Genomic DNA, 21923 nt, shown 5'->3' on the forward strand with positions numbered 1-21923 from the left:
ATTACTTTTCTATTGTAACGTAACCAGCGTGGATGAAAAGGACTTTGACTAAGAAAATGGTAATTTGGCAGATTGAATGTTCGGGGTGACTCTCCCCACTGGCAATAAAAAACGCACCTGCTCAGGTGCGCATGTAAATCTTATTCTGCTTAATGCAATGTTGCGCTCAGCGCATTTAATAAATCCAACTGTCTCACCGGCTTGGTCAAAACCGCATCAACGATTCCCGCCTCATGCGGATCGATGTGCATTCCGTACGGAACCAGAATGATGATCGGGAGTTGTTTTGCGCTGCTCTTTAATTCGTGCACTAACTTGGCAGCATGGCCTTGGTGTAATCCCATATCGATCACGGCAACGTCAGGGTCAAGTCCCTCATCCATCCATTGATGTGCCTGATCCGAGTCTGAAGTCATGTGAACATCCATCTGCCATCTGCGCATGAGGGAAGATACCCCCTGCAAGATGTCGGGTGCTTTGACAAGCATAACGCTCGTGCCTTTCAATCGCTGCTGAATGCTTGCAAGCTGCGGAAGTTCCCAGTGTCTGATCAGTGGCAGCCTGATCTGGAATTCCGTTTCCTCTTCTCCCAGACTGTTTACCTCAATATGACCATGCATGAGAATGGCAAGATTTTGACTGACGGCCAAACCGAGATTGGTACCCACAAGCTTCTGGATGCTGAACTTTCCATCCAGCGTATTGAATGCCTGCAGATTTTTGTCAGGCGTCAACATCCGCCCAGTGTATTTGACATGGAGCAGTAAAGTACCCGCCTCATCCAAATCATTACCATCCACAAGAGCTCTAACCAGTACAGAACCTGCACGGGTTGAATCAATGGCGTATTTCAGCACATTTGCGAGCAGTTGGCCGATCTTGGCCTCGTCTCCCACGAACACCTGAGATATATTCATTTCCAGGTTCAAACCCAGTTCAATTCCCTTGGCCATGGCCTGAGCAACATGCAAATAAACGGTATTCTCAATGGTGGAAACCAAATCAAAGGGATCATCCTGGACTACCGTTTTACCCGTATCATTAATGTTGAAGTTCATTATATTGTTTAGCAGGGACAGCAGAATGTTGCCGCTTGTCTCGATCATGTTCACGTATTCCACATGTTCGTCAGGCATATCCGGTGTGCGCATCAGATCGGTTAACCCAAGAATGCCATTGAGCGGGTTGCGAATCTCGTGGCTCATGAGTGCAATCATCTGTGTCTTCGTCATCGCTTCCGACTCGGCACGTTCCTTCTCGATCTGCAACTGGATCTTCAGCTGCTCCGTGTCATTCAGCTTTTGTTTCTGCAGGAGCAGATTGCTCTCCAAATCAACGACATACCCAAGAAACACAGCCATTGCGTTCAATGTTTTCATATCGGCTTCACTGATCACATAGTCTGGATCGTCCATTAAACAAATTGTGCCAAATGGCTCACCCGAGCGCCGCATAATGGGAATGCCTACAAAGAAACGATTACCCAGCGCCTTGGTTACATCCATTGAACAAGTCATCGGATGTGCGGCAGTATCCGTTATCGTCAGGTTGCGTGCAGTATCTTGCAGTACCAGACTGCAGTAAGAGGACTCAAACGGGAGTTCGCTGCCTCTGACAACCCATTCTTCCCTGCGATTAAATGCTTCAATAATGACATTGGTCATCCCATCATTGGTGGCTACGAAAATGGTATTGACCTTCAATACGCCACTTAACACATCCACGATATGGGACGCGGCTTCTTGTACATTTTCATAGAATCCTCTAGTCATGCCTACCGTTCCCATGATTCACCCCTCAAGTCTTAGCTGCAGTTCTACATCTCTGTATCAAAAATGAATCATCCTGTATTTGAAGGTCGAATCTTCTTCTTAATCCATTGTCACAACATGTACATATATGTTTACCACCACAGATGTCTAAGAGAATCATAGCGTAAACACGCTCATCCCCCACACAGCATAAATAGAAATTATACGCTTCCCCATTCACTTTGAAAACCTTTATTCATCAATCCCGGTCAACTCCAGTCTGGAGAGTATAGCCATGTGATGATCGTCACACCCAAAAAACCATATATAGTTTATAAATGGATAATAAAAACCTACATATAGTATTTAATTGAATTCAAACCATAAACAAATCATTTAGGAGGAACCTGATATGAACATGCTAGAGTATGCTGCTCCACCGGCATCCGATCTATTATCCGACCTGGGAAGACGAATTATTGGCGCAGAAGACGCTGATACACTGAGGGAGAACGCCAACCTCAACGGCGATTCGTTCAGTGGCAAAATGAGCAGGCTCGGCTCAGAAACGGCCAAGTGGCATGCTCTTCGTCATGTGCTCCCGGGTGAGCTTGCTGAGTCTGTGGAAAACGGTGATCTCTATGTCCACGATCTGGATCAGTATGCGCTTGGAACGACCAATTGTATCTTTATTCCGTTTGATCGCCTGCTGGCCTCCGGATTTAATACGGGAAATGGTTCCGTGCGTACGCCTCAGACCATCATGTCAGCCATGGCGCTGGTTGCCATTATTTTTCAATCGCAGCAGAACAGCCAATACGGCGGGGTCTCCGCCAACAAAATCGACTGGGATCTTGCTCCTTATGTACAGCGATCCTTCCGCAAGCATTATCGCAAGGGACAGCGGCTGCTTGGAGAACATGCACTGATTGGTGATGAGCAGCTGCATATGGATAGCCTTGAGGCACGGGAAACGTGCCCGCGTGCTTACGATTTCGCTTGTGAAGAGACAGAGCTTGAGACTGGACAGGCTGCCGAATCCCTGATTCATAATCTGAACACCATGAGCAGCCGGGCAGGTGGACAGATTCCCTTTACCTCCCTGAACTACGGACTATGTACTTCTGCCGAGGGAAGGCTCGTATCCCGTTCTCTGCTGGAGGCAACCATCCGCGGCCTCGGTGGCGGGGAAACCCCTGTGTTTCCACAGCATATCTTCCAGTGCAAACAGGGAATCAACCAGGCGCAAGGGGAGCCGAACTACGACTTGTTTCGCCTTGCCGTGACCTGTTCTTCCCGGCGCATGTATCCCAACTTTGTCAACGTGGATGCATCATTCAACCTGCCGTACTACCGCCCGGAAGATCCGGATACCATTATTGCTACCATGGGATGCCGGACACGCACACTGGCCGATCGTTTCGGACGGAATCGTCAGAGTGGTAAGGGCAACCTGTCGTTTAATACCATCAATCTGGTCAAGCTCGGCATTCGTTATGGCATCTGCCAGGGGGCACGGGCCGTCGCCGATCGTACGGGATTCTATGAAGCACTGGAAGCGGTCATGGACCGTGCGGCTTCCGGACTGCTGCACCGCTATCGCATTCAAACGGCACAGCCTGCCAAGGCATCCGATTTCATGATGAGAGAAGGTGTGTGGGAAGGCGGGGAGCAGCTCGCACCGGATGAGCCTGTGGCAGAACTGTTGAAGCACGGCACATTGTCCATTGGTTTCATTGGGCTTGCCGAATGCATGACCGCCCTGTATGGCCGGCACCATGGACAGGATCCTCATATCCATCGTGAAGCGCTGAACGTCATTCGCACCATGCGCGAATTCTGTGACCGAATGAGCGAACAGCATAACCTAAATGTAACGTTGTTCGCCACGCCAGCGGAGGGGCTGTCCGGCAAGTTTACCAAGATCGATCGCGAGCGATATGGCCTCATTCCAGGGGTCAATGACCGCGAATACTATACGAACTCGTTTCACATCCCGGTCTATTACACACTGCCAGCCTATCGCAAAATAGAGCTGGAGGCACCCTTCCATACACTGTGCAATGCCGGAGCCATTTCCTATGTTGAACTGGATGGAAACGTACGGGCCAATACCAGCGCCTTCCAGCGCATTGTTCAATATGCACTGGCACAGGATATCGGTTACTTCTCCATTAATCACCCCATCGACCGCTGTCCTGCGTGTGGGTATGAAGGTGTCATCGGAGATGTGTGCCCAGGTTGTGAAGCACATGAGAACCATGTACACTTCCAGCGATTGCGCCGGGTAACCGGTTATCTTACCGGCGATTACAAGGTGCGTTTCAATTCCGCGAAGCAGGCAGAAGTCCGGGACCGGGTGAAACATAAGTGAATCTGTACGGTTATATTCCCGAGTCCGTGAATGAAGGTCCCGGTCTGCGAGCTGTCATCTTTATCAGCGGTTGCCGCCACGCCTGTCCGGGATGCTTCAGTCCGGATTCATGGAGCTTCCGGGCAGGGGAGCGGTTTACCGAGGAGCGGCAGCAGCAGATTTTGCGTGAGGTCACTGCCCACCCCCTGCTGGACGGGATTACGCTATGCGGAGGCGATCCCTTTTTCTCAGCAGAGGAATGTCTTCCATGGGTGCGCCGTTTTCGCGCAGCTTGTCCTGATCGGACCGTATGGGCCTATACCGGATTTGTCTACGAGCGGCTTGTTGCTGATCCTGTACGGGCAGAACTGGCGCGGCTGTGCGATGTCATTATAGACGGACCTTATGTGGCCGCTGAGCGTGATGTGTCTTTACCTTTTCGGGGCAGCCGCAATCAGCGATTGGTTGATGTGCAGGCAACGTTAAGGGAAAATAGGATTGTTACAATCGAGATGGATGCATTGTGACCGTTGTTTTTTTTCCATTAAATGAAGATGATATTCTACTCTGACCTCATATCCACAGTATCATCGATCGAACCTTACATTTCCATTCAAAAGACACGGATCCTGAGATTCGTGTCTATTTTGAACGGGAATATTTTTTTCTTTTTTGCTACTCAGATCTTGATTAATTGTCGATATAATATATAGGTGGTTACTAAAATAAACCTTAACACTTTTCTATATTATACATTTCAGGAGGCCATTACCCAGTTATGGATATTATTCAAGCATTAATTACATGCATGCCGTTTTTCCGTGACACTATACGTCAAGATGTAACCCTTTCCATTATTGACCGGGAGAAATTCCTATACTTTTCTGCAGGAGAGTCGTTAAAACAGTTGGAATTCAAAGCAGGTGATCCTCTGCTTGAACCCAATCGTGATTTTGCCGATCTGAAAGGCAGTACGGAGAAACAATTTGATCATTATCCCAAAGAATTGTTCGGTGTTCCGTTCGATGTATCCTACCTTCCGATCAAAAATGAACAGGGTGAAGTCATTGCCATCTTCAATCTGCTCTACAGCATGGACGATCAGGCACAGTTACAACAGCTCATGGAGGCCACCGAGCATCTGACCAACCAGCTCATTGATAGTGTCCAGCATGTAGCTGCACACTCCGAAGAACTGAGTGCCACCACAGAAGAAATCCGGAACAATTCCAGAGAAGCTGTACAGAAATCAGGGAACGTCACTCAGGTAGCCAGCTTTATTCGAGAGATCTCGGAACAAACCAATCTGCTTGGGCTGAATGCGGCCATCGAAGCTGCTCGTGTAGGTGAAGCGGGTGCAGGATTCGGCGTCGTTGCCAAGGAAATCCGCAAACTGTCCGTGGACACCAAAAAAGCAACCACCCAAATTGAGGAGTCTCTCCTCGCTGTCCGGCAATCCATTCATATGATGGAGAATGAGCTTGGAGAGATTACCGCCAGCTCGCAGGAACAGGCAGAATTGGTTAACAATTTCATGAGTACCATTGAACAGCTGAATGACACCAGCCAGCAACTAAAACAATTTGTGCACAAACTGATTACGTTTGATGGCAGATAAGCTTCATAAATATTAAGGAGACTGAGCATCTACACTTAATACCGTATAATAAAGAAAACAGCGATTCTCTATTGGTATAGAAGATCGCTGTTTTATATTTTCATTCATTTTGGAGGCTAAAAGCTGAAGCCGCCTGCTGATCCTCTTTTATGATATTGGTGTTAACATGCTTATTTGTTGCAATTCAGAAGTCAAAACTCGTTGAGTTGGCAACAAAGCCCCACCAATGTCTCTTGGCCAAATGGATATATGAACAGCATCAGTGCCTGTGATATTGAATTGAAACTCAAATTCCTCAAGCTCAGAAACTGAATACGTTTTTTGGATTTTGGTACTGGAATCCAGGCTGAATATCTCATGCACATAAGGAGTTTTAAGGCCGGAAGTCCCCATAGAGAAACCTCTGATTTCAACAACCACCGCGGTCAACGGATCATTGTTAAGGACATCCACAATAATGGTTTGAATATTCGATCCATTCCTTTGAATTGGCCCTGTTGTAAGCAGATTACCTGGTATCGTTTGTTGATCCGTTGGATCCGCTGCTAAAAACGGTGTAATTTCGGCTACTCCTTCAGGATCGATCACCGTATCACCTGTCCCAATTGGAGCAGGTCCACTTGCATTTCCCCACCAGTTATTTGTAGCATCTAATCTTCGGTTTGGCGGAGTCGTACCATAAGAACCTACTGCAATGTTAAGCCCTGCAATCGTATTTCCCTGGATACTGTTTAGCTTGGCTCGAATATTGGTATTACCATCAGGATCAAAAACATTATTTACACTTATTCCATTTGAAATACTGTTATGCAGGATGTTATTTTCAATCTCTGTTCGACTGGTTCCACCCGCGATGAATATTGAACTCCCCTGGGTATTAAGCATAGTATTATTTGTGATCTTGACATTCGTGGTGTTCGTAAGAGCAATCGAATTGTCCTGAACCACCAGATTGTTTGCAATAATAATGTTCTCCTGAACTCCTGGCACTCCACCTGAGAAGTTTATAGAAGCGTTGGCATGACCACCTTGAAACTTGTTACTGTCAATAAATACATCCACGGACGTCTGGTCTGAGTAAATACCATTTCCTGTGGCAGCGCCTGGCTGATTATTACTCTGGATTAAGTTATACTTTGCTTGTGAAAATGTTAATCCAGAAGAGTTGAAATAGAGTCCGATTACGTTGTTTTGGATAATATTATTGAATAACCAGTACCCTGAAAATAGCGGACTGGTTGTAATCCCCGGGCCTGCTGAGTTGTTTTGTACTGTAAACCCATCAATGACCACATTGTCCGCAGTCACTTGAATAACCCCGCTAGCATTGTTACTCGTAATTGTGGATTCCGTAAGAGGGAATCTGGACCGTGCATCCACCCCCGATTGAGCCCCATGTAACTGAATCGTTTTATTAACGATAATAGTTTCATTATATACACCTGGGGCTACTCGAATCGTATCTAATTCATTGGCTGCGGCTACCGCTGCAGCGATAGTCGGGAAATCACCCGGCACAGAAATTTCATTAGCCATTCGATATCCACCTCCTACTATTATATTATGATCATTTAGTAGAATGGATTGGACAAAACCCTTGTACTCCAGGTCAGGATTAAGCTGCTGCTCATTGCTTTGCTCACAGATAGAGCGCCTCTGATGTCCTTCAGCCAATCTCATCTTTGGGACTCCAGCCACATTGTTCGGACTTGTCCCGATCGGGATTATGTTCTCCTGCATGAAGATGTTCTCCAAAACAAATAAAGAGTCTATCCCATAGACAATTTAACCTTTGGGAATAGACTCTTTATTTTATTAATTATGAATAATGCTCATTTTATCGGGTTAGCGGATCTCAAAATGGCTTACACGTACACCCGCAGACAATACAAGGTAGATGTCACGTTGACCTGCTGCACCTTGAAGATCGGCTTTGACCGTTGACCATTGCTGCGCACCGCTCTGTGCAATGTCGACACGTCCTGCCAGCGTACCATCCGCTGCGTCCAGACGAACTTCGAGCACTGCACCTTCCTGTTCAGCCGATACACGTGCCTCAATGACAGCTGCATGACTGCCCAGATCTGCATCCTTGAAGGCAATCCATCCCTGTTTGCCAGTCACACGGACAGAGGTGCCCCCTTCCTTGCTCTCATCCAAATCAACACCGAAATAGGCATCATAATTCTCAGCACGTGTTACCACGCTCAGATTACGGGCAGGAATGGTCTCGCCATCGACCATCAGATCGGCAACAAGTTGAATATCCGAGGATGATTTACCAACCATGATGGAATATGTCCCTGCTTCTACCACATAACGATCGCGGGTCACATCCCAGATGGCCAGTTCCTGTACCGGCAAGTTGAAGCTGACTTTCACGGTTGCTCCGGCTTCAACATGAAGACGACGGAACCCTTTTAACGTTTTGAGTGGACGTTTCACTCGGGATTTACCGGCACGTACATATAATTGCACCACTTCATCACTGGCAATGGTTCCGGTGTTTGTTACGTCGACTGTTACTTTAACCGTTCCTTCGGTTCCAGCTTGGCCAGGATCTAACTCCAGGTTACTGTATTTGAACGAAGCATACGTCAATCCATGTCCAAATGGATACAGGACATTACCTTCAAAATACTGATACGTACGTCCGGATTGAATAATGTCGTAGTCCTTGATATCCGTTAATTGATCTGCGGATTGCACCCACGTCATGTTCAAGCGGCCTGCTGGCGCATAATCCCCATAGAGCACATCGGCCACAGCGTTACCCAGTTCTTGTCCCGCATGGGAAGTGTACAACACAGCCGGGATGTTCTCTTGAACCCAATTGGATGTGAACGGATAGCTGCCCACAATAACGACAATCGTATTCGGATTCGCAGCATATACGGCTTCAACCAGACGCTGTTGGGATTCAGCCAGATCCAGACTTGGACGGTCGATCTCTTCCTTCCCGTTCACAAGCGGGTTATTGCCTACAAATACAATCGCTGTTTCGGCTTCCTTGGCTGCTGCTACAGCTTCATCCAGTCCGTTCACAACAATATCCTTCTTAAAGGTCTCCGTGGCTCCGAAAGATTTCAACTCCTCGGATACGGCAAATGCATCATTACCGCCATTTGGCGCAGTAACCGTTTTGCCATTCCAAGTCGTCAGCCCCACACTGCCGTCTTCCTGCGGAAGCAGGTGGAATACTTCCTTGACGAACCAGCCGTACACTTCATCCGCTGAAGCTGTTACCGTTTCTTCATCCGTCGTCAAATATTTGCCGTTACTTTCTGCCTGCAGCGTGTAACTTCCGAAGCCCCAGTCTGTCAGCGTAAACGTCTCGGCCTCTCCCGAAGCAATGACAGGTGATTTCTCAGCTTCAGACAGCCCAATTGCTTTTCCGTTTGCTACCGAGGTCAGCGTAATCCGGTCATTCCCATCCTTGAATGCAACCTTGTCGCTGCCTACTTTGCCTCTGATCGCTTCAAGCGGGGATACACTGTACGGCATGGTGCCTGCGTACCAGTCACGATAGACCGTGCCGCCGAGCTGACCAATAACGGCCACTTTGCCTGAATTCGTTTTATCCAGCGGAAGTGTGCCTTTGTCATTCTTGAGCAAAACAACCTGTTCTCTTGCTGCTCTGAGGGACAATGCCTTCGCCTTCTCTGTCATCATCGCTTCTTCGCCAATGGACGCATACGGATTGCCTTCAGCCGGATCGAACTCACCCAGACGGAAACGTACACGGAACGTATTAAACAACGCCAAATCGATATCTTCCATGGTAAGCGTTCCTTGTTCCAAACCTTCACGGAGTGCTTGCTTGGACAGATCAGCATCATCGGTAATGCTGTCGATTCCCGCTTTTACCGATTCCACGGTACCCGGTGTATGAGAGTCATAGTACTTATGGTCATTTTTGATCCCCATTACATCACCCGCATCGCTGACAACGAAACCGTCCATACCCCATTCGCCTTTGACAATCTCGTTAACAAATGGATGCAGCAGTGCCGGCGTTCCGTTAATGGAGTTATACGCGGTCATCATGGACTGCGCTCCGCCCTCTTTGAAAGGCTTCTCGAAGGCTTTCAGATAATATTCGCGCATGTTGCGCGGATCAATGCTGGATGAGCCGCTTCCGCGGTCGACTTCATTATTGTTGGCCAGGAAATGCTTCAATGTCGCAACGGCCTTATAGTACTTCGGATGATCTCCCTGAATCCCTTTAACGAGCGCAGTTGTAAGCTCCGCAGTCAGTTCGGGATCTTCACCATAAGCCTCTTCATTCCGGCCCCAACGCGGATCACGTTCCATATCCACCGTAGGTGCCCACAGCGTGAGACCGTTGACAGCCGGATTCCGTTTGTAAAATACTCTTGCCTCGTCTCCAATAACGGAGCCGATTTCTTTCATGAGTTCCGCATCCCATGTGCATGCCAGTCCTACGGGCTGCGGGAAGGATGTAGCTTCGCCAAGCCAGGCCAGACCGTGAGCGGCTTCGGTTCCGTGTTTATATGCAGCAATGCCCAGACGCTCTACGGCCGGCTGATATTGCAGCATGGATTCGATTTTCTCATCTTCGGTCAGACGGGATACAAGGTCTTTCACCCTTGTGTCCAGTTCGAGCGTTGTATCCTGAAATGGATATTTGGTTTGATTGGTCATGGGTTGGAATCTCCTTTGGGCTTCGATCGTTTATTTGTCGATGATAGCGAATACATAAAAAGTAATAGACACTGTCCATTTCAGTACACTTAAACTCTTCTTATACAGGCAAAAAACCTTGCCAAATCAACATTTAAAAGAGTAATAGTATGTTCTTTTCCACATTTACTAAAACGGTTTCGATAACCTTATCATAAAGCATGTTCAGCAAAAAAAACAGGGGTTCTACACAGGAAAATGTGAACATTGGTCTGTAAACTCTGCCTCGGATCGTTTTATTCGGACATAGTGTGGCAATCATGGATAGGAGTACATCCCATTCGAGCTTGTTGGGATACGAACCATGGATTTGACCTGAAGAAAGATCAAGGAGGAAATACCGAATGAGCGATAACCAACAGCCCCCAACGGGCTTGCCCCCTGTCCCGGAGTCCATCTGGAGGGCTACTCATGAATTCGATGCATATCCGAAGCTTACTGAAGACATCACGGCAGACGTAGCCATTATTGGTGCAGGTATTGCAGGTATCACAACAGCCTATTTGCTCGCCCAAACAGGCATGCGTGTGGTGGTTCTGGAAGCGGGAAAAGTACTGGATGGTACAACCGGACATACCACAGCCAAGGTTTCTGCACAGCATGGGGTGATATTCGATGAGCTGCTCCACCACTTCGGACACGAACAGGCACGCATGTATTATGAAGGCAATGCTGCAGCTGCCAACTGGGTACGCAATCTGGTGAAGGAAAAACAGATCGATTGCCAGTGGGCAGAAGAAGATGCCTACGTGTACATTCAATCCGAGGATAACCTGAAAAAGCTGGAGATCGAGCTTACCGCCTACGGCAAGCTGAACATTCCAGGTGAATGGGTCGATCCACTTCCAATTCCGGTTCCGTCGAGAGCAGGCATTAAAATGCCTGGTCAGGCTCGCTTCGACCCACTGGCTTATTTGCATTACCTGCTCGATTCAGCGGTCAAGCAAGGGGTTCAGATCTATGAGCATACAACGGTAACTGACGTTGAAGAGGATGCCTCACTTCATGTACGAACCTATGGTAATGGTCCATCCGTGACAGCTGAACATGTCGTTGTGGCTTCCCACTTCCCTGTGTATGACCCAGGTTTTTATTTTACAAGGCTGCACGCAGAGCGCTCTTATGCTGTTGCAGTGGAACCTCAAAAAACCTATGCCGGCGGCATGTATATATCGGACGATGAACCGACCAGATCCCTGCGCAAAGTGCTTCATGAAGGAAAGGAACTGATTCTTTTCGGGGGAGAAAACCACAAAACCGGACAGGGTATCTGTACCTATGGTCATTATGAACGCCTCGAACGATTCGCAGAGGAGACGTACGGCATCCGCAGCATTCCGTTCCGCTGGTCTGCCCAGGATCTGATATCCATCGATAAGGTACCCTATATTGGACCCATTACCGGAAGACATGAACGGGTCTATGTTGCTACCGGGTTCGCCAAGTGGGGCATGACCACAGGAACAATGGCCGGACATATTCTGGCAGACCGTATCACCGGTCGTGACAACCCCCATGCCGCTGTATTCGATCCCGCGAGATTCAAAGCGGATCCTGGTGTAAAAAACTTTATTATAGAAAACGCGAATGTAGCTAAAGAATTAATCTCCGGCAAAGTAGGCATTGTTCACAAGGACGTCAGCGAGATTGGCAACGATGAAGGCGCCGTGGTTCGTCATAACGGCAAACGGGCCGGTGCCTACAAGGACACCAGTGGCAGACTGTTTTTGGTCGATACAACCTGTACTCATCTGGGATGTGAAGTGGAATGGAATGAAGGAGAACGCTCGTGGGACTGCCCTTGTCACGGTTCCCGCTTCGATTTTGCAGGTAAAGTGATTGAAGGACCCGCTGTCAAAGACCTCAAAGTGCTTGAAGCCTCAGAATAATAGTAAAGATTCGGTTTACAGACCCGGGTAGGACTCCGCCTTCGGACGGAGGCATCTTACCCGGGTTTTGCGTATGCTGGTCTTATGGGAAGTTATTGATCCACAATGTCACCAGACGACGATAACTCAGGACAGAATCGTGACACGGAACTATTTTTAAATCACTACCTTGCATTAAACAGTACTGAATGCTATGATGAATCCATAACTACTGATCAATACACACTAGTGATTGAAGAAGGAATAAGGAGGAACCTGTGTGAACGTGAATATCCAGTTCAAAAAGGGAGTGCTGGAGCTATGCGTCCTGGTACTGATTAACCGCCAGGATCGGTATGGCTACGAACTGGCTCAGGCGGTTTCCAAACATATTGAAGTTGCTGAAGGCGCTCTGTATCCATTGCTGCGCAGACTCGTTCAAGACGGTTATTGCACCACCTATTTGCAAGAATCAACCGAGGGACCACCGCGTAAATATTACAAGCTGTCCGATACCGGTCGTGACTATATGCAGGCCTTGACTACAGAATGGAATGAATTTGTACGCAATGTCGCAAATCTTATTGAGGAAGGAACCCACAATGAATAGAAAACATTTTATGCAGGCCATGGAAATTCATCTGCGGCCAATGGAACCTCAGGAACGGGCAGAGTTGCTCGCAGACTATGATCAGCATTTCGAACTCGGGCTTCGAGAAGGTAGACCGGAAGAAGAGATTGCCCGTGAACTGGGCCGTCCGGAAGAGATTGCACGGGAAGCACTTGGTGACCGCTATGACGTAAATACACCGGGCTCAGATCCCTTTTACGCTCCGACTTATGGAGAAATGCGGCCACCGAAGAGCAGCAATAGAGCAGCTCGCAACTTTTTTACCGGAATTGGATTGATTTTTCTGAATTTGATCCTGGGGATTCCTCTGGGGTTAACACTCTGGTCGGTGTGGCTTGTGATTGCCAGTCTGTCCTTGCTGGTCTTGGCCCCTGTCGCAGCTGCTGTGGACTTCCTGTTTCTCAATCATTTCGACAAGGCAGAACTGTTCGTGGCCATTGGGGCATTCGGTGTGGGTATTCTATTTGCCATTGCTGCGAAATGGGTATTTAAGGGCTTCAAGGCAGCGACTCTTCAATACCTGAGATGGAACAGAAAGACGATGAAAGGAGACATTTCCGCATGAGTACAAAAAAATGGTTGGCTTTAGCGGTCATTTGTATCGGTATAGGTTTGCTCGGAACGTCCATATATGGAGTTCAGTTCGGAGACAAGCGGGAGGAATATTCCAAGCGATGGGATTTTAAAAGTGATGAGTTACAAAGTGTCATCATGAACGCTAATTTTAGCGCGGATATTGAATTCGTGGTCAGCCCGGACTCCGGTAGTTATATCGAGGTAGACGGTAAATGGGACCCAGCTGTTATCCAAAGCTTCGAACAGGCTACTTTATCCGAAGGGACATTTAAACTATCCCAGACAGAACGTGAGCAATTACAGTTTTTCACCCTGTATTGGAATGACCGTGATTCCAAAATTACCGTTGCCCTGCCTGAAGGGCACCAACTAAATGAGGTTAAGCTCGATTCTTCCTCAAGCGACTGGACTTTGACCGGTTTGAACGCCAATCTGCTTGAGCTGAATAATACCTCGGGATCCATTCAGCTGGAAGATATCTCTGCCCCACGTATTGAACTGGAATTAACATCAGGCGATCTCGAAGCTTCCAGGATTCACGGGAATCTGGATGTGTCTATGAACTCCGGTAATTTCCAGGCAGATCAGATCACAGGTGATTTGAACAGCCGAATCCAATCCGGCGATACCGAGATTACCAAATTAAGCGGCGCCGCCTTGATCAAATTCACTTCCGGTAGCGTGGAGATTGAGCAAGCTGCACCCGGGCCTATCGATGTATCGGGACAATCGGGAGATATATTCATTCAAGCCGCACCAGACTTTGAGGGAGTCTATGACGCCCAGGCCACTTCCGGAGATGTTAATGTACCGGAATCTCCGATGATTAACCAGGAAGTCATCAAGGCCCGTACCACTTCAGGCAGCATCAAAATCACCAAGTAATGATGAAGCAAATATCCGAACTGTGGGTAATATAGTATAATTAAAATGCCAGTCCAACTTTTAAGGAGGAGTTACCCACATGGAACTTAAAAATAAAACGGCTGTCATTACTGGCGCCGGTAAAGGCATTGGCCGTGCCATTGCTGAAGCACTTGCTAAGGAAGGTGTACATCTCGGCTTAATCGCCCGTACCGCCTCCGATCTGGAGGCCCTTCAGCAATCCTTGAGCCTGGAATACGGCATTAAAGTAACCAGTGCCGTAGCTGACATCTCCGATCGTACCCAAGCTGAAGCAGCTGTAGCAGCGATCGAAATGGAGCTTGGTGCAGTCGATATCCTCATTAATAACGCAGGCATTGCCAGCTTCGGAACGTTGCTTGACATGGATCCGGAAGAGTGGGAGCGCATCCTGCATGTCAACGTTATGGGTACATATTACGTCACACGTGCCGTACTGCCGAGCATGATCAAGGAAAGCAGCGGCAGTATCATTAATATCGCTTCTACTGCAGGCGAGCGTGGATTCGCTACAGGTTCAGCGTACTGTGCATCCAAGTTCGCCCTGCTTGGGATGACTGAATCCCTGATGCAGGAAGTACGCAAATCCAACATTCGGGTAACGGCATTGACACCAAGTACGGTAAATACCGAGCTTGCGACCAATGCCGGTCTGAAAATTGGAGACGAAGATCGCATGATGCAAGCGGAAGATGTAGCCGAGCTTGCTCTGGCTACACTCAAGCTCTCCGACCGTGTATTTGTTAAAGCTGCAGGTATTTGGACAACCAATCCACAGTAAACAACAGGATTGATCAGGCCGCCGGAGAAACTCTCGGCGGTCTTTTTAATTGATTGCCGTTGTGAGTATGCACACGCCTTACTTGTTCCACAAACGGTCCAGATCCAGCTCTTTGGACACAGCGATTAGCACAACTGCCGTCTCATCACCAATATTGGTCACCTCATGAGTAACGATAGCATTCCAGCTAAACGAATCCCCCACTTCCAAAATCTCCACGTCCTCACACTGCTCCGCACGAATCCTTCCCTGGAGGACAAGGTGACTCTCTTCACCCGCATGCTTGCTAACCCCTGTGGAGGCGCCTGGAGGCAGTTCCACAATGGACATTCGCATTGCTCCTTTTGCCGTCAGATGCTGCACCTTAATTGACCCGTTTGCTGCAGTCGTTTCCTGGCGCTCATTCTTGCGTACCACGTTCATCCGCTGCTCAGGTGTCAGCAGCAGGTACGGAAGGGGAACTTCCAGATAATCCGCTATACTTTCGAGTGTTGCAATGGATGGCGATGTTTTATTATTTTCCACATTGCTGATAAACCCCTTCGATAATCCCGTTCCCTCGCACATTTGCATGATTGTAATCTGTTTCTGCTTTCGTATGGTGCGAATGGCCAAGCCAATATCCATCATACTTCCCTCCCTTTCTGTCTTGGTGAATTCTCAGTCTATTCGCTGGGAGACTCATAAAAAATAATCCGGTTCCCAAATGGGTCCGCCACAGTCATTTCCCTTAATCCCCAAGGCGTATCCGTAATCCCCGGCCTGGCATGTTTATAATTTTTCTGATTAAGCCTTTCACACCAAGCATCCAGATTATCCGTTTCGATTCGTAGCGCAGCACCTGGAGTGCAATCGCCATGATGCTCAGACAGGTGCAGGATAACAGAGTCGAACGATATCTGCATATATAAGGGCATATTTTCTTCAAAACGGTGCTCCCAATCCAAACCAAATCCCAGATATTCGATGTAAAATTCTCTCGCCTTGGCCTCATCAAATATCCTCAGAATAGGCACAATCCCCTTCAACATCCTGATCACTTCCTTGGGAATAATTTGATTCAATCTCAGCAACGCTAGTTTCTATTATAGGTTTCTTATACGTAAACATATTTTCATAATACAAAAATAATATTGACCCTACAATGGAATCGTGATAAATTTTGTTCATAAATAAGAATATAAATTTCATATTGGTGAACTATTCAATAACTAAATTTCTTCAGGCGGTGATTCCATTGAATTCTTCATTTACTTATGAAGTTCGGGTTCCTTCCAATTACGATACAGATCAGAAATATCCGGTTATCTTTGCCCTGCACGGCATGGGTTCGGATGAGCAGGACATGCTTCAACTAATGGAACCGATGCAAGCCGATTTTATTATTGTGGCTGTTCGTGGATCGATTGTTCAGGGCGGCGGCTATGCTTATTTTCAAATTAAAAGCATTGGCAATCCTGTTCGTGAGTTGTTTGACACCTCCGCTCAGGGGTTGCAGCAGCTTATCCAGCACCTGTCCTCAGAATATGCGATTGATCCGGCTCGTCGTTATATCGCCGGATTCAGCCAGGGTGCCATTATGGCTATGACGCTTTCGTTGATCATGGGTGATGCCATCAAAGGGATCGCAGCCATGAGTGGTTACATCCCGCAATTTGTAAAAGACGAGTATCCAATACAACCCGGAACAGCGTTATCCGTATTCATCTCCCACGGAGACCAGGACCATCTCTTCCCCCTGCAGCTGGGTGAAGACAACGCAGACTATTTCCGTGAACATATCAGCAATGTCACTTACGTTCTGTACCCTGGCGGGCATCACGTCACTGCTGAGCTTTACGATCAACTTCAACACTGGCTTCGCAGCGATGCTGAACTGACTGCCGGGGACCCGAAAGGACTGATTGCATAATGATGCCATCCCTCTTTATCGCACATGGTGCGCCGTCACTTGCACTGGAGGAAAATGTGTACACCGAATTTCTGCAAAAACTTGGGCAGGAGCTGCCCAAACCGCGGGCAATCGTACTATTTTCTGCGCATTGGGAGTCCACGACTCAGCTCGTATCCTCCACAACCCATTATGAGACCATTTATGATTTTGGCGGCTTCCAGCCGGAACTGTATCAGATCAAATATCCGGCTCAAGGCCATGCTGAGACAACTGCCGAGGTCCTTCGCCTGTTCACAGCAGCTGGTATTCCCGCAGAAGCCGATTCCGTTCGAGGTCTGGATCACGGTGCCTGGGTTGTCCTTCGCTTGCTCTACCCTGATGCAGATATCCCCGTCATTGCGCTGTCCGTGAATCGATATCTGACGAATGAACAGCAATATCGGATCGGTCAAGCACTTGCTGGACTTCGCGAACAAGACATCCTCGTGATCGGCAGCGGCGGTACCGTCCACAATCTGCGCCAGCTGAACTGGGAGAGCAACGGCATGGACTCTTGGGCGATGGAGTTCGACAACTGGCTGGAGGACAAGCTGGTCCAATGGGATACCGAAGCGCTCTTCGCTTATGATAAGCTGGCACCGTCCGCTCGGACTGCAGTGCCTACACCCGAGCATTTTGTACCCTTGCTGCTGGCCATGGGCGCGGGCGATCAGACCAAGAAAGCATCCCTGCTGTTCAAAGCTTATCAATATGGTAATCTAAGCTTGTCCTGCTGGAAGTTTGATTAAGTTTAAGAATCCGCATTAATGACTGATGCACAAGGAATACTATTGAAAGGCACTCTATGAGTGCTTTTTTTGTATGCACCCTTTTAAATAACTAATTCATGAAGCTCCTTATTCAATATCCTTAATTTTGTCCATATTATAATATGACCTTTTATGCATAATGCTGGGATATGTAAAGCGGGTTATAATAACATTTAGTGGTAATGCACAAGATGTAACTAAGAATCTTGAATTTTACACCTATCAAATTTTTTGGGAGGAACATTCAACGTGGCTGAACAAGCAAAGTCTGAGAGCTTCATGTCTCTCGTCAAAAAGGGAAACACGTCCTCGGCCGTAGCTATGGCAGGTAATGCCGTACTCGCTCTGTGCAAAGGAGGAGCCTTTCTATTCAGTGGCAGCGGGGCCATGTTTGCCTCTGCCATGCACTCGCTCGCCGATGCCATCAATCAGGGGTTCGTTTTTGTCGGAAGTGTGTTGTCCGAAAAAAAACCGACACGTCGCTTCCCAACCGGATTTGGACGGGTCATCAACATTTTCTGTATGATTGCCGTGATCGTGGTGACGATTATGGCCTACGAAACCATCCATGAAGGAATTCACCTGCTGCAGCATCCTGCTGGTCATTCAGGCGGCCTCTGGATCAACATCGGTGTGCTCGTACTTAACATTGTGATTGACGGTGCCATCCTGATCAAAGCGATGAAGGAAATCCTTGTTGAAGCGCGTGCGCCCAAGGCGTCCGGTTTCTCCCTTGTTCCTGCAGCGATCAAAAACGTGGGACGCGCTGCACCACCAACACGACTCGTATTCTACGAAGATGTGGTAGCGGTACTCGGGGCAACACTTGCCTTGATCTCTGTCATTGTTATCGCATTGACCAATTTCGCATTGCTTGATGGCATTGTGACTACCCTGATTGGCTGTCTGATGATTGCCGTAGCCTTCCGGGTCGGATACGACAATATGATTGGACTCATCGGTGTCGCTGCTCCACAGGATATTGAGGACAAAGTGTCCCAGACCATTCTGGCAGACTCCCATGTGGCCGATATCCAGATGATGCGCATCATCCAGGAAGGCCGTTATTACCATGTTGAAGGACTGATTGAGCTGACCAAAGGCCTGTCTCTGGCCGATGCTGACGATATCAAGTTCCGTGTTCAGGAGAAATTGATGACCAATCCGGACATCGCTGATGCGGCCATTTCCATTATTGAAGATGATGGGGTGAAAAGCTGGGGCAAAAAACACTCGGATGTCATCAAATAACGAACGCTTTGATGTAAATAAAACAGACCAAGCCCACTCCAGCTGGAGTGGGCTCTTTCATGATCAATTAACTTTCAACTATAGCCTTCAGGCTGTGGTTCAGTCCTGCGGTTCAGGGCAATAGCCTCATTGGCTCTTGCCCTGTTTCATCCCCAAGGCCTCAATTTTCTCCCGCCACTTCAGACGAAACGCTTCGGTTGACCCCTTGATCGGACTAATCTCAGTAACCCGTACCGGGGAGACACCGGAAAATTTCAAAATATTCGATTTCATGACCCGGTGCCCGGCTTGCCTGTATATCAACCGATTATACCAACGTGGTGTATCCATCGTTACAATGAGATGCGCCGACTTTCCCTTTAATAATTTGTCCCACAGGGGCGAGCCTTCCCGATATTTCATGGCAAACCCCGGCAAAAATATACGGTCGATAAAACCTTTCATAATAGCTGGCATCGCTCCCCACCACAAGGGATACACAAACACCAAATGGTCAGCTCTGCGAATGAGCTCCTGGGCTTTCACCAGATCATCCTCAAGATCCGTCCGTTTACGATAACCGTATTTCAGGTTCGGATTGAACTGAATGTGGCTCAAATCAATAAAATTTACATCACTGCCGGATTTTTGAGCCCCTTTGATATAAGCATCGGATAGCCCTCTGCAATAGCTTTCCGGATCAGGATGGCCGTTAATGACCAGAATATTGGATTTCATACTTGGGTTCCTCCTGTATAATAAGTACGTAAGCATTTTGCATAAAATGCTGACATGAAAGCCGAAGAAGCAGGCGTACTATCATCATAAGGTGAACCTACCTCTAAACAAATGATCGAGGACGCCAAAAAATTGCTAATTCGCGCAATGGAGGTACATGAATAATCACAATCTCGGAGTATCCATTTCCATGCTGTATCCAATTATGAAAACGCTCGTTCACAAAGGATATGACCCCGAAACCTTTTTCAAGTATGCCGGTTTTGACTCGGCAATATTGCAGCATACTGAAGCCCGAATTCCAGTCGAAGAACTGGAACGAATTCTGCAGGAAGCTTCTGAATACTCCAATGATTTGTATTTCGGCTTAAATCAAGGGCTCCTGCTCGACTTTGCTGACCTGGGCCTTCTCGGTTACGTTATGATGCATTCCAAAACGATTGGTGATGCACTCGCTGCATATCAGCGGTATAACATCATTTTGTACAGCGGATTCAATCTGGATTGGGAGATCCAAGGGCAAGATGTGGTTCTTCGTCTGTTTTTGCAATCACCGCAGCAGATGTCCCGTCATTGCGTGGAAGATATGACTGTCTCCGTGTTATCTCTCATCCGTAAACTGGGGAATTGCCCAGTGGACATAAAGGAGATCCGTTTTAGCCATGAAGCGCCTGAAGCAGCAAAAAACCTGACCCCATACGTCGACATGTTCGGAGTAACTCCCCAATTTGGAGACAACCATAATCAATTACGCCTGCACAAGGACATTCTCAGTCACCCCGTTCTTTACTCGGATGCAAAGATGCTGAAAGTGTTTGAAACGATGGCCCAGGAAAGCAAGGAACTGCTTCATTCTTCCCATACGTTCTCTGGCAAAGTCAGCCGCTGGCTGCTCGATAGCCTACCTGCCACCTTTCCGACATTACAACATACCGCAGAGCATCTGGGCGTGAGCATTCGTACACTTCAAAGCCGATTGCGTGAAGAAGGTACGACATACCATGAAATATCTGTTCAGGTACGTAAGGAGCTTGCGCTGAACTATTTGCGGGGAGGAAACTATTCCGTTGGTGAAATTGCCTATGCCCTTCATTTTTCCGAGCAAAGTGCGTTTCAGAACGCCTTCAAAAAGTGGACCGGACGGACGCCCGGGCAATACCGCGCGGACTTGAAGCACTATATGCCAGTCGATTAGGACTATACGAAGTTACGACTTCGGTGTGAGGAACCTGATCCTTGTCATCTACCTAGACTTAAGTCTAGGTTCATTTTAACTCCAAAGACCGAGGATAGCCTTTTCTCGTTCATGGTATGCTGTGTGTAACGAGAAAAAAAACTTCACGACTGTTCGGAATGACTCTAATGAATGTTGAAAAGGAGAGATATCATGGCTAAACGTACGATCCTGGCGCCTGTACTCATTTTGCTGGGCGTGTACCTGATTCTGAACCAGGGAGGTTCACTCGGTCCGGGCACCATTTTTGCTACCTTCTGGCCGACCCTGTTTGTGATTCCGCTCGGGCTGTTTTTCCACTGGCTGTACTTCTCCATGATTGGCAGAGGGGTTGGCTTGCTTGTACCGGGCGGTATTTTGCTGACTGCCGGTGTGGTTAGCCAGATCGCCATGCTCTTCGGCAACTGGGGCACGATGTGGCCTGGCTTTATCCTTGCGGTAGCTGTAGGTTTGTTTGAATTGTACTGGTTTGGCGGACGGAATAAATGGCTGCTTATCCCTATCAACATTTTGACGGTGATCTCACTGTTATTCTTCTCCGTCATGTCCATCGGTTCGATGCTGAGCAGTCTGTCCTTCATCCAACCATTCGTCGCAATTGTGCTGATTATGGGCGGGGCGTGGTTAATCGTGGGTCGCAAAAGAAACATGTAGACCAAAATCGTTTACACTCGACACTTCGACGGCAGACAACTTTCGATCGCTGTTATTCCCGGATTTCTTGATCCCCCTTTACTAAAGGGAGAAATCCAGGAATAAAGGCGAGCGCTTCGCTTCTCCCGTTTGTCTGCCCTCTCCGTTATGTGTAAACCAGTTATGACAACAACCTGAGC

General features: G+C 47.9%; 19 protein-coding genes. 13 read left to right on the plus strand and 6 right to left on the minus strand.

The window, feature by feature from the left end:
- Positions 1-149: 149 nt before the first annotated feature.
- Positions 150-1787, minus strand: coding sequence for a histidine kinase dimerization/phospho-acceptor domain-containing protein (locus tag AB3N00_RS20720; protein WP_413036283.1), 1638 nt, complete (start codon positions 1785-1787; stop codon positions 150-152).
- A gap of 376 nt (positions 1788-2163) precedes the next feature.
- Here AB3N00_RS20720 and AB3N00_RS20725 point away from each other — a divergent pair, with 376 nt between their 5' ends.
- The 3 genes from AB3N00_RS20725 to AB3N00_RS20735 all read left to right on the plus strand — a co-directional run bounded on the left by AB3N00_RS20725 (position 2164) and on the right by AB3N00_RS20735 (position 5722).
- Entirely contained in the window at positions 2164-4125 is a 1962-nt protein-coding gene (locus tag AB3N00_RS20725; protein ID WP_413036284.1) for an anaerobic ribonucleoside triphosphate reductase, read from the plus strand.
- Positions 4122-4631, plus strand: coding sequence for an anaerobic ribonucleoside-triphosphate reductase activating protein (gene nrdG / locus AB3N00_RS20730; RefSeq protein WP_413036285.1), 510 nt, complete (start codon positions 4122-4124; stop codon positions 4629-4631). Before AB3N00_RS20725 ends, nrdG begins: the two co-directional genes overlap by 4 nt.
- A 251-nt stretch (positions 4632-4882) precedes the next feature.
- Entirely contained in the window at positions 4883-5722 is an 840-nt protein-coding gene (locus tag AB3N00_RS20735; RefSeq protein WP_413036286.1) for a methyl-accepting chemotaxis protein, read from the plus strand.
- Between the two features lie 147 nt (positions 5723-5869).
- Here AB3N00_RS20735 and AB3N00_RS20740 read toward each other — a convergent pair whose 3' ends face one another.
- Positions 5870-7258 carry a nitrous oxide reductase family maturation protein NosD gene (locus AB3N00_RS20740; RefSeq protein ID WP_413036287.1) on the minus strand — a complete coding sequence of 463 codons (1389 nt, stop codon included), beginning with the start codon at positions 7256-7258 and terminating at the stop codon, positions 5870-5872.
- Positions 7259-7567: 309 nt separating this feature from the next.
- The gene (locus AB3N00_RS20745; protein ID WP_413036288.1) at positions 7568-10387 is read right to left on the minus strand and encodes a glycoside hydrolase family 3 C-terminal domain-containing protein; all 2820 of its coding nucleotides are present in this window, start codon (positions 10385-10387) and stop codon (positions 7568-7570) included.
- A gap of 383 nt (positions 10388-10770) precedes the next feature.
- On the opposite strand from AB3N00_RS20745, the gene AB3N00_RS20750 reads away from it, so the two are divergent.
- The 5 genes from AB3N00_RS20750 to AB3N00_RS20770 all read left to right on the plus strand — a co-directional run bounded on the left by AB3N00_RS20750 (position 10771) and on the right by AB3N00_RS20770 (position 15185).
- The gene (locus tag AB3N00_RS20750) at positions 10771-12315 is read left to right on the plus strand and encodes an FAD-dependent oxidoreductase (RefSeq protein ID WP_413036289.1); all 1545 of its coding nucleotides are present in this window, start codon (positions 10771-10773) and stop codon (positions 12313-12315) included.
- 259 nt (positions 12316-12574) lie between these two features.
- Positions 12575-12904: a PadR family transcriptional regulator gene (locus tag AB3N00_RS20755; RefSeq protein ID WP_175396778.1), complete on the plus strand. Its 330-nt coding sequence runs from the start codon at positions 12575-12577 to the stop codon at positions 12902-12904.
- Positions 12897-13490, plus strand: a complete 594-nt coding sequence (locus AB3N00_RS20760; RefSeq protein WP_413036290.1) for a DUF1700 domain-containing protein — start codon at positions 12897-12899, stop codon at positions 13488-13490. The genes AB3N00_RS20755 and AB3N00_RS20760 overlap by 8 nt, the downstream gene beginning before the upstream one ends.
- On the plus strand, positions 13487-14386 hold the full coding sequence (locus AB3N00_RS20765) for a DUF4097 family beta strand repeat-containing protein (RefSeq protein ID WP_413036291.1): 900 nt from the start codon (positions 13487-13489) through the stop codon (positions 14384-14386). The genes AB3N00_RS20760 and AB3N00_RS20765 overlap by 4 nt, the downstream gene beginning before the upstream one ends.
- A gap of 79 nt (positions 14387-14465) precedes the next feature.
- Positions 14466-15185, plus strand: a complete 720-nt coding sequence (locus tag AB3N00_RS20770; protein ID WP_413036292.1) for a 3-ketoacyl-ACP reductase — start codon at positions 14466-14468, stop codon at positions 15183-15185.
- Between the two features lie 78 nt (positions 15186-15263).
- On the opposite strand, the gene AB3N00_RS20775 is transcribed toward AB3N00_RS20770, so the two are convergent.
- Together AB3N00_RS20775 and AB3N00_RS20780 are read right to left on the minus strand one after the other, a co-directional pair.
- A complete protein-coding gene (locus tag AB3N00_RS20775; protein ID WP_413036293.1) occupies positions 15264-15812 on the minus strand; it encodes a helix-turn-helix domain-containing protein in 549 nt (182 codons plus the stop codon).
- A gap of 38 nt (positions 15813-15850) precedes the next feature.
- A complete protein-coding gene (locus AB3N00_RS20780; RefSeq protein WP_413036294.1) occupies positions 15851-16216 on the minus strand; it encodes a glyoxalase superfamily protein in 366 nt (121 codons plus the stop codon).
- Positions 16217-16422: 206 nt separating this feature from the next.
- On the opposite strand from AB3N00_RS20780, the gene AB3N00_RS20785 reads away from it, so the two are divergent.
- The 3 genes from AB3N00_RS20785 to AB3N00_RS20795 all read left to right on the plus strand — a co-directional run bounded on the left by AB3N00_RS20785 (position 16423) and on the right by AB3N00_RS20795 (position 19139).
- On the plus strand, positions 16423-17097 hold the full coding sequence (locus tag AB3N00_RS20785) for an alpha/beta hydrolase (protein WP_413036295.1): 675 nt from the start codon (positions 16423-16425) through the stop codon (positions 17095-17097).
- Positions 17097-17867, plus strand: a complete 771-nt coding sequence (locus AB3N00_RS20790) for a DODA-type extradiol aromatic ring-opening family dioxygenase (protein WP_413036296.1) — start codon at positions 17097-17099, stop codon at positions 17865-17867. Before AB3N00_RS20785 ends, AB3N00_RS20790 begins: the two co-directional genes overlap by 1 nt.
- Before the next feature lie 300 nt (positions 17868-18167).
- Entirely contained in the window at positions 18168-19139 is a 972-nt protein-coding gene (locus tag AB3N00_RS20795; RefSeq protein ID WP_217506493.1) for a cation diffusion facilitator family transporter, read from the plus strand.
- A 126-nt stretch (positions 19140-19265) separates the two neighbouring features.
- Here the strand turns inward: AB3N00_RS20795 and AB3N00_RS20800 are convergent, their stop codons facing one another.
- The gene (locus AB3N00_RS20800) at positions 19266-19856 is read right to left on the minus strand and encodes an NAD(P)H-dependent oxidoreductase (protein ID WP_413036297.1); all 591 of its coding nucleotides are present in this window, start codon (positions 19854-19856) and stop codon (positions 19266-19268) included.
- Between the two features lie 157 nt (positions 19857-20013).
- Here AB3N00_RS20800 and AB3N00_RS20805 point away from each other — a divergent pair, with 157 nt between their 5' ends.
- Both AB3N00_RS20805 and AB3N00_RS20810 read left to right on the plus strand, forming a co-directional pair.
- A complete protein-coding gene (locus tag AB3N00_RS20805; protein WP_413036298.1) occupies positions 20014-21051 on the plus strand; it encodes an AraC family transcriptional regulator in 1038 nt (345 codons plus the stop codon).
- Between the two features lie 192 nt (positions 21052-21243).
- Positions 21244-21744, plus strand: coding sequence for a hypothetical protein (locus AB3N00_RS20810; RefSeq protein WP_413036299.1), 501 nt, complete (start codon positions 21244-21246; stop codon positions 21742-21744).
- Positions 21745-21923: the final 179 nt, after the last annotated feature.

Source organism: Paenibacillus xylanilyticus, assembly GCF_047246825.1.
Lineage (GTDB): Bacteria > Bacillota > Bacilli > Paenibacillales > Paenibacillaceae > Paenibacillus > Paenibacillus xylanilyticus_B.

What these genes read in the sequence shown, in the direction of transcription:
- AB3N00_RS20720 (WP_413036283.1), bottom strand. Translation starts at nt 1,787, where the DNA reads ATGGGAACGGTAGGCATGACTAGAGGATTCTATGAAAATGTACAAGAA.
- AB3N00_RS20790 (WP_413036296.1), top strand. Translation starts at nt 17,097, where the DNA reads ATGATGCCATCCCTCTTTATCGCACATGGTGCGCCGTCACTTGCACTG.
- AB3N00_RS20770 (WP_413036292.1), top strand. Translation starts at nt 14,466, where the DNA reads ATGGAACTTAAAAATAAAACGGCTGTCATTACTGGCGCCGGTAAAGGC.
- AB3N00_RS20800 (WP_413036297.1), bottom strand. Translation starts at nt 19,856, where the DNA reads ATGAAATCCAATATTCTGGTCATTAACGGCCATCCTGATCCGGAAAGC.
- AB3N00_RS20775 (WP_413036293.1), bottom strand. Translation starts at nt 15,812, where the DNA reads ATGGATATTGGCTTGGCCATTCGCACCATACGAAAGCAGAAACAGATT.
- AB3N00_RS20725 (WP_413036284.1), top strand. Translation starts at nt 2,164, where the DNA reads ATGAACATGCTAGAGTATGCTGCTCCACCGGCATCCGATCTATTATCC.
- AB3N00_RS20750 (WP_413036289.1), top strand. Translation starts at nt 10,771, where the DNA reads ATGAGCGATAACCAACAGCCCCCAACGGGCTTGCCCCCTGTCCCGGAG.
- AB3N00_RS20780 (WP_413036294.1), bottom strand. Translation starts at nt 16,216, where the DNA reads ATGTTGAAGGGGATTGTGCCTATTCTGAGGATATTTGATGAGGCCAAG.
- AB3N00_RS20760 (WP_413036290.1), top strand. Translation starts at nt 12,897, where the DNA reads ATGAATAGAAAACATTTTATGCAGGCCATGGAAATTCATCTGCGGCCA.
- AB3N00_RS20735 (WP_413036286.1), top strand. Translation starts at nt 4,883, where the DNA reads ATGGATATTATTCAAGCATTAATTACATGCATGCCGTTTTTCCGTGAC.
- AB3N00_RS20810 (WP_413036299.1), top strand. Translation starts at nt 21,244, where the DNA reads ATGGCTAAACGTACGATCCTGGCGCCTGTACTCATTTTGCTGGGCGTG.
- AB3N00_RS20805 (WP_413036298.1), top strand. Translation starts at nt 20,014, where the DNA reads ATGAATAATCACAATCTCGGAGTATCCATTTCCATGCTGTATCCAATT.
- AB3N00_RS20765 (WP_413036291.1), top strand. Translation starts at nt 13,487, where the DNA reads ATGAGTACAAAAAAATGGTTGGCTTTAGCGGTCATTTGTATCGGTATA.
- AB3N00_RS20745 (WP_413036288.1), bottom strand. Translation starts at nt 10,387, where the DNA reads ATGACCAATCAAACCAAATATCCATTTCAGGATACAACGCTCGAACTG.
- AB3N00_RS20740 (WP_413036287.1), bottom strand. Translation starts at nt 7,258, where the DNA reads ATGGCTAATGAAATTTCTGTGCCGGGTGATTTCCCGACTATCGCTGCA.
- AB3N00_RS20795 (WP_217506493.1), top strand. Translation starts at nt 18,168, where the DNA reads ATGTCTCTCGTCAAAAAGGGAAACACGTCCTCGGCCGTAGCTATGGCA.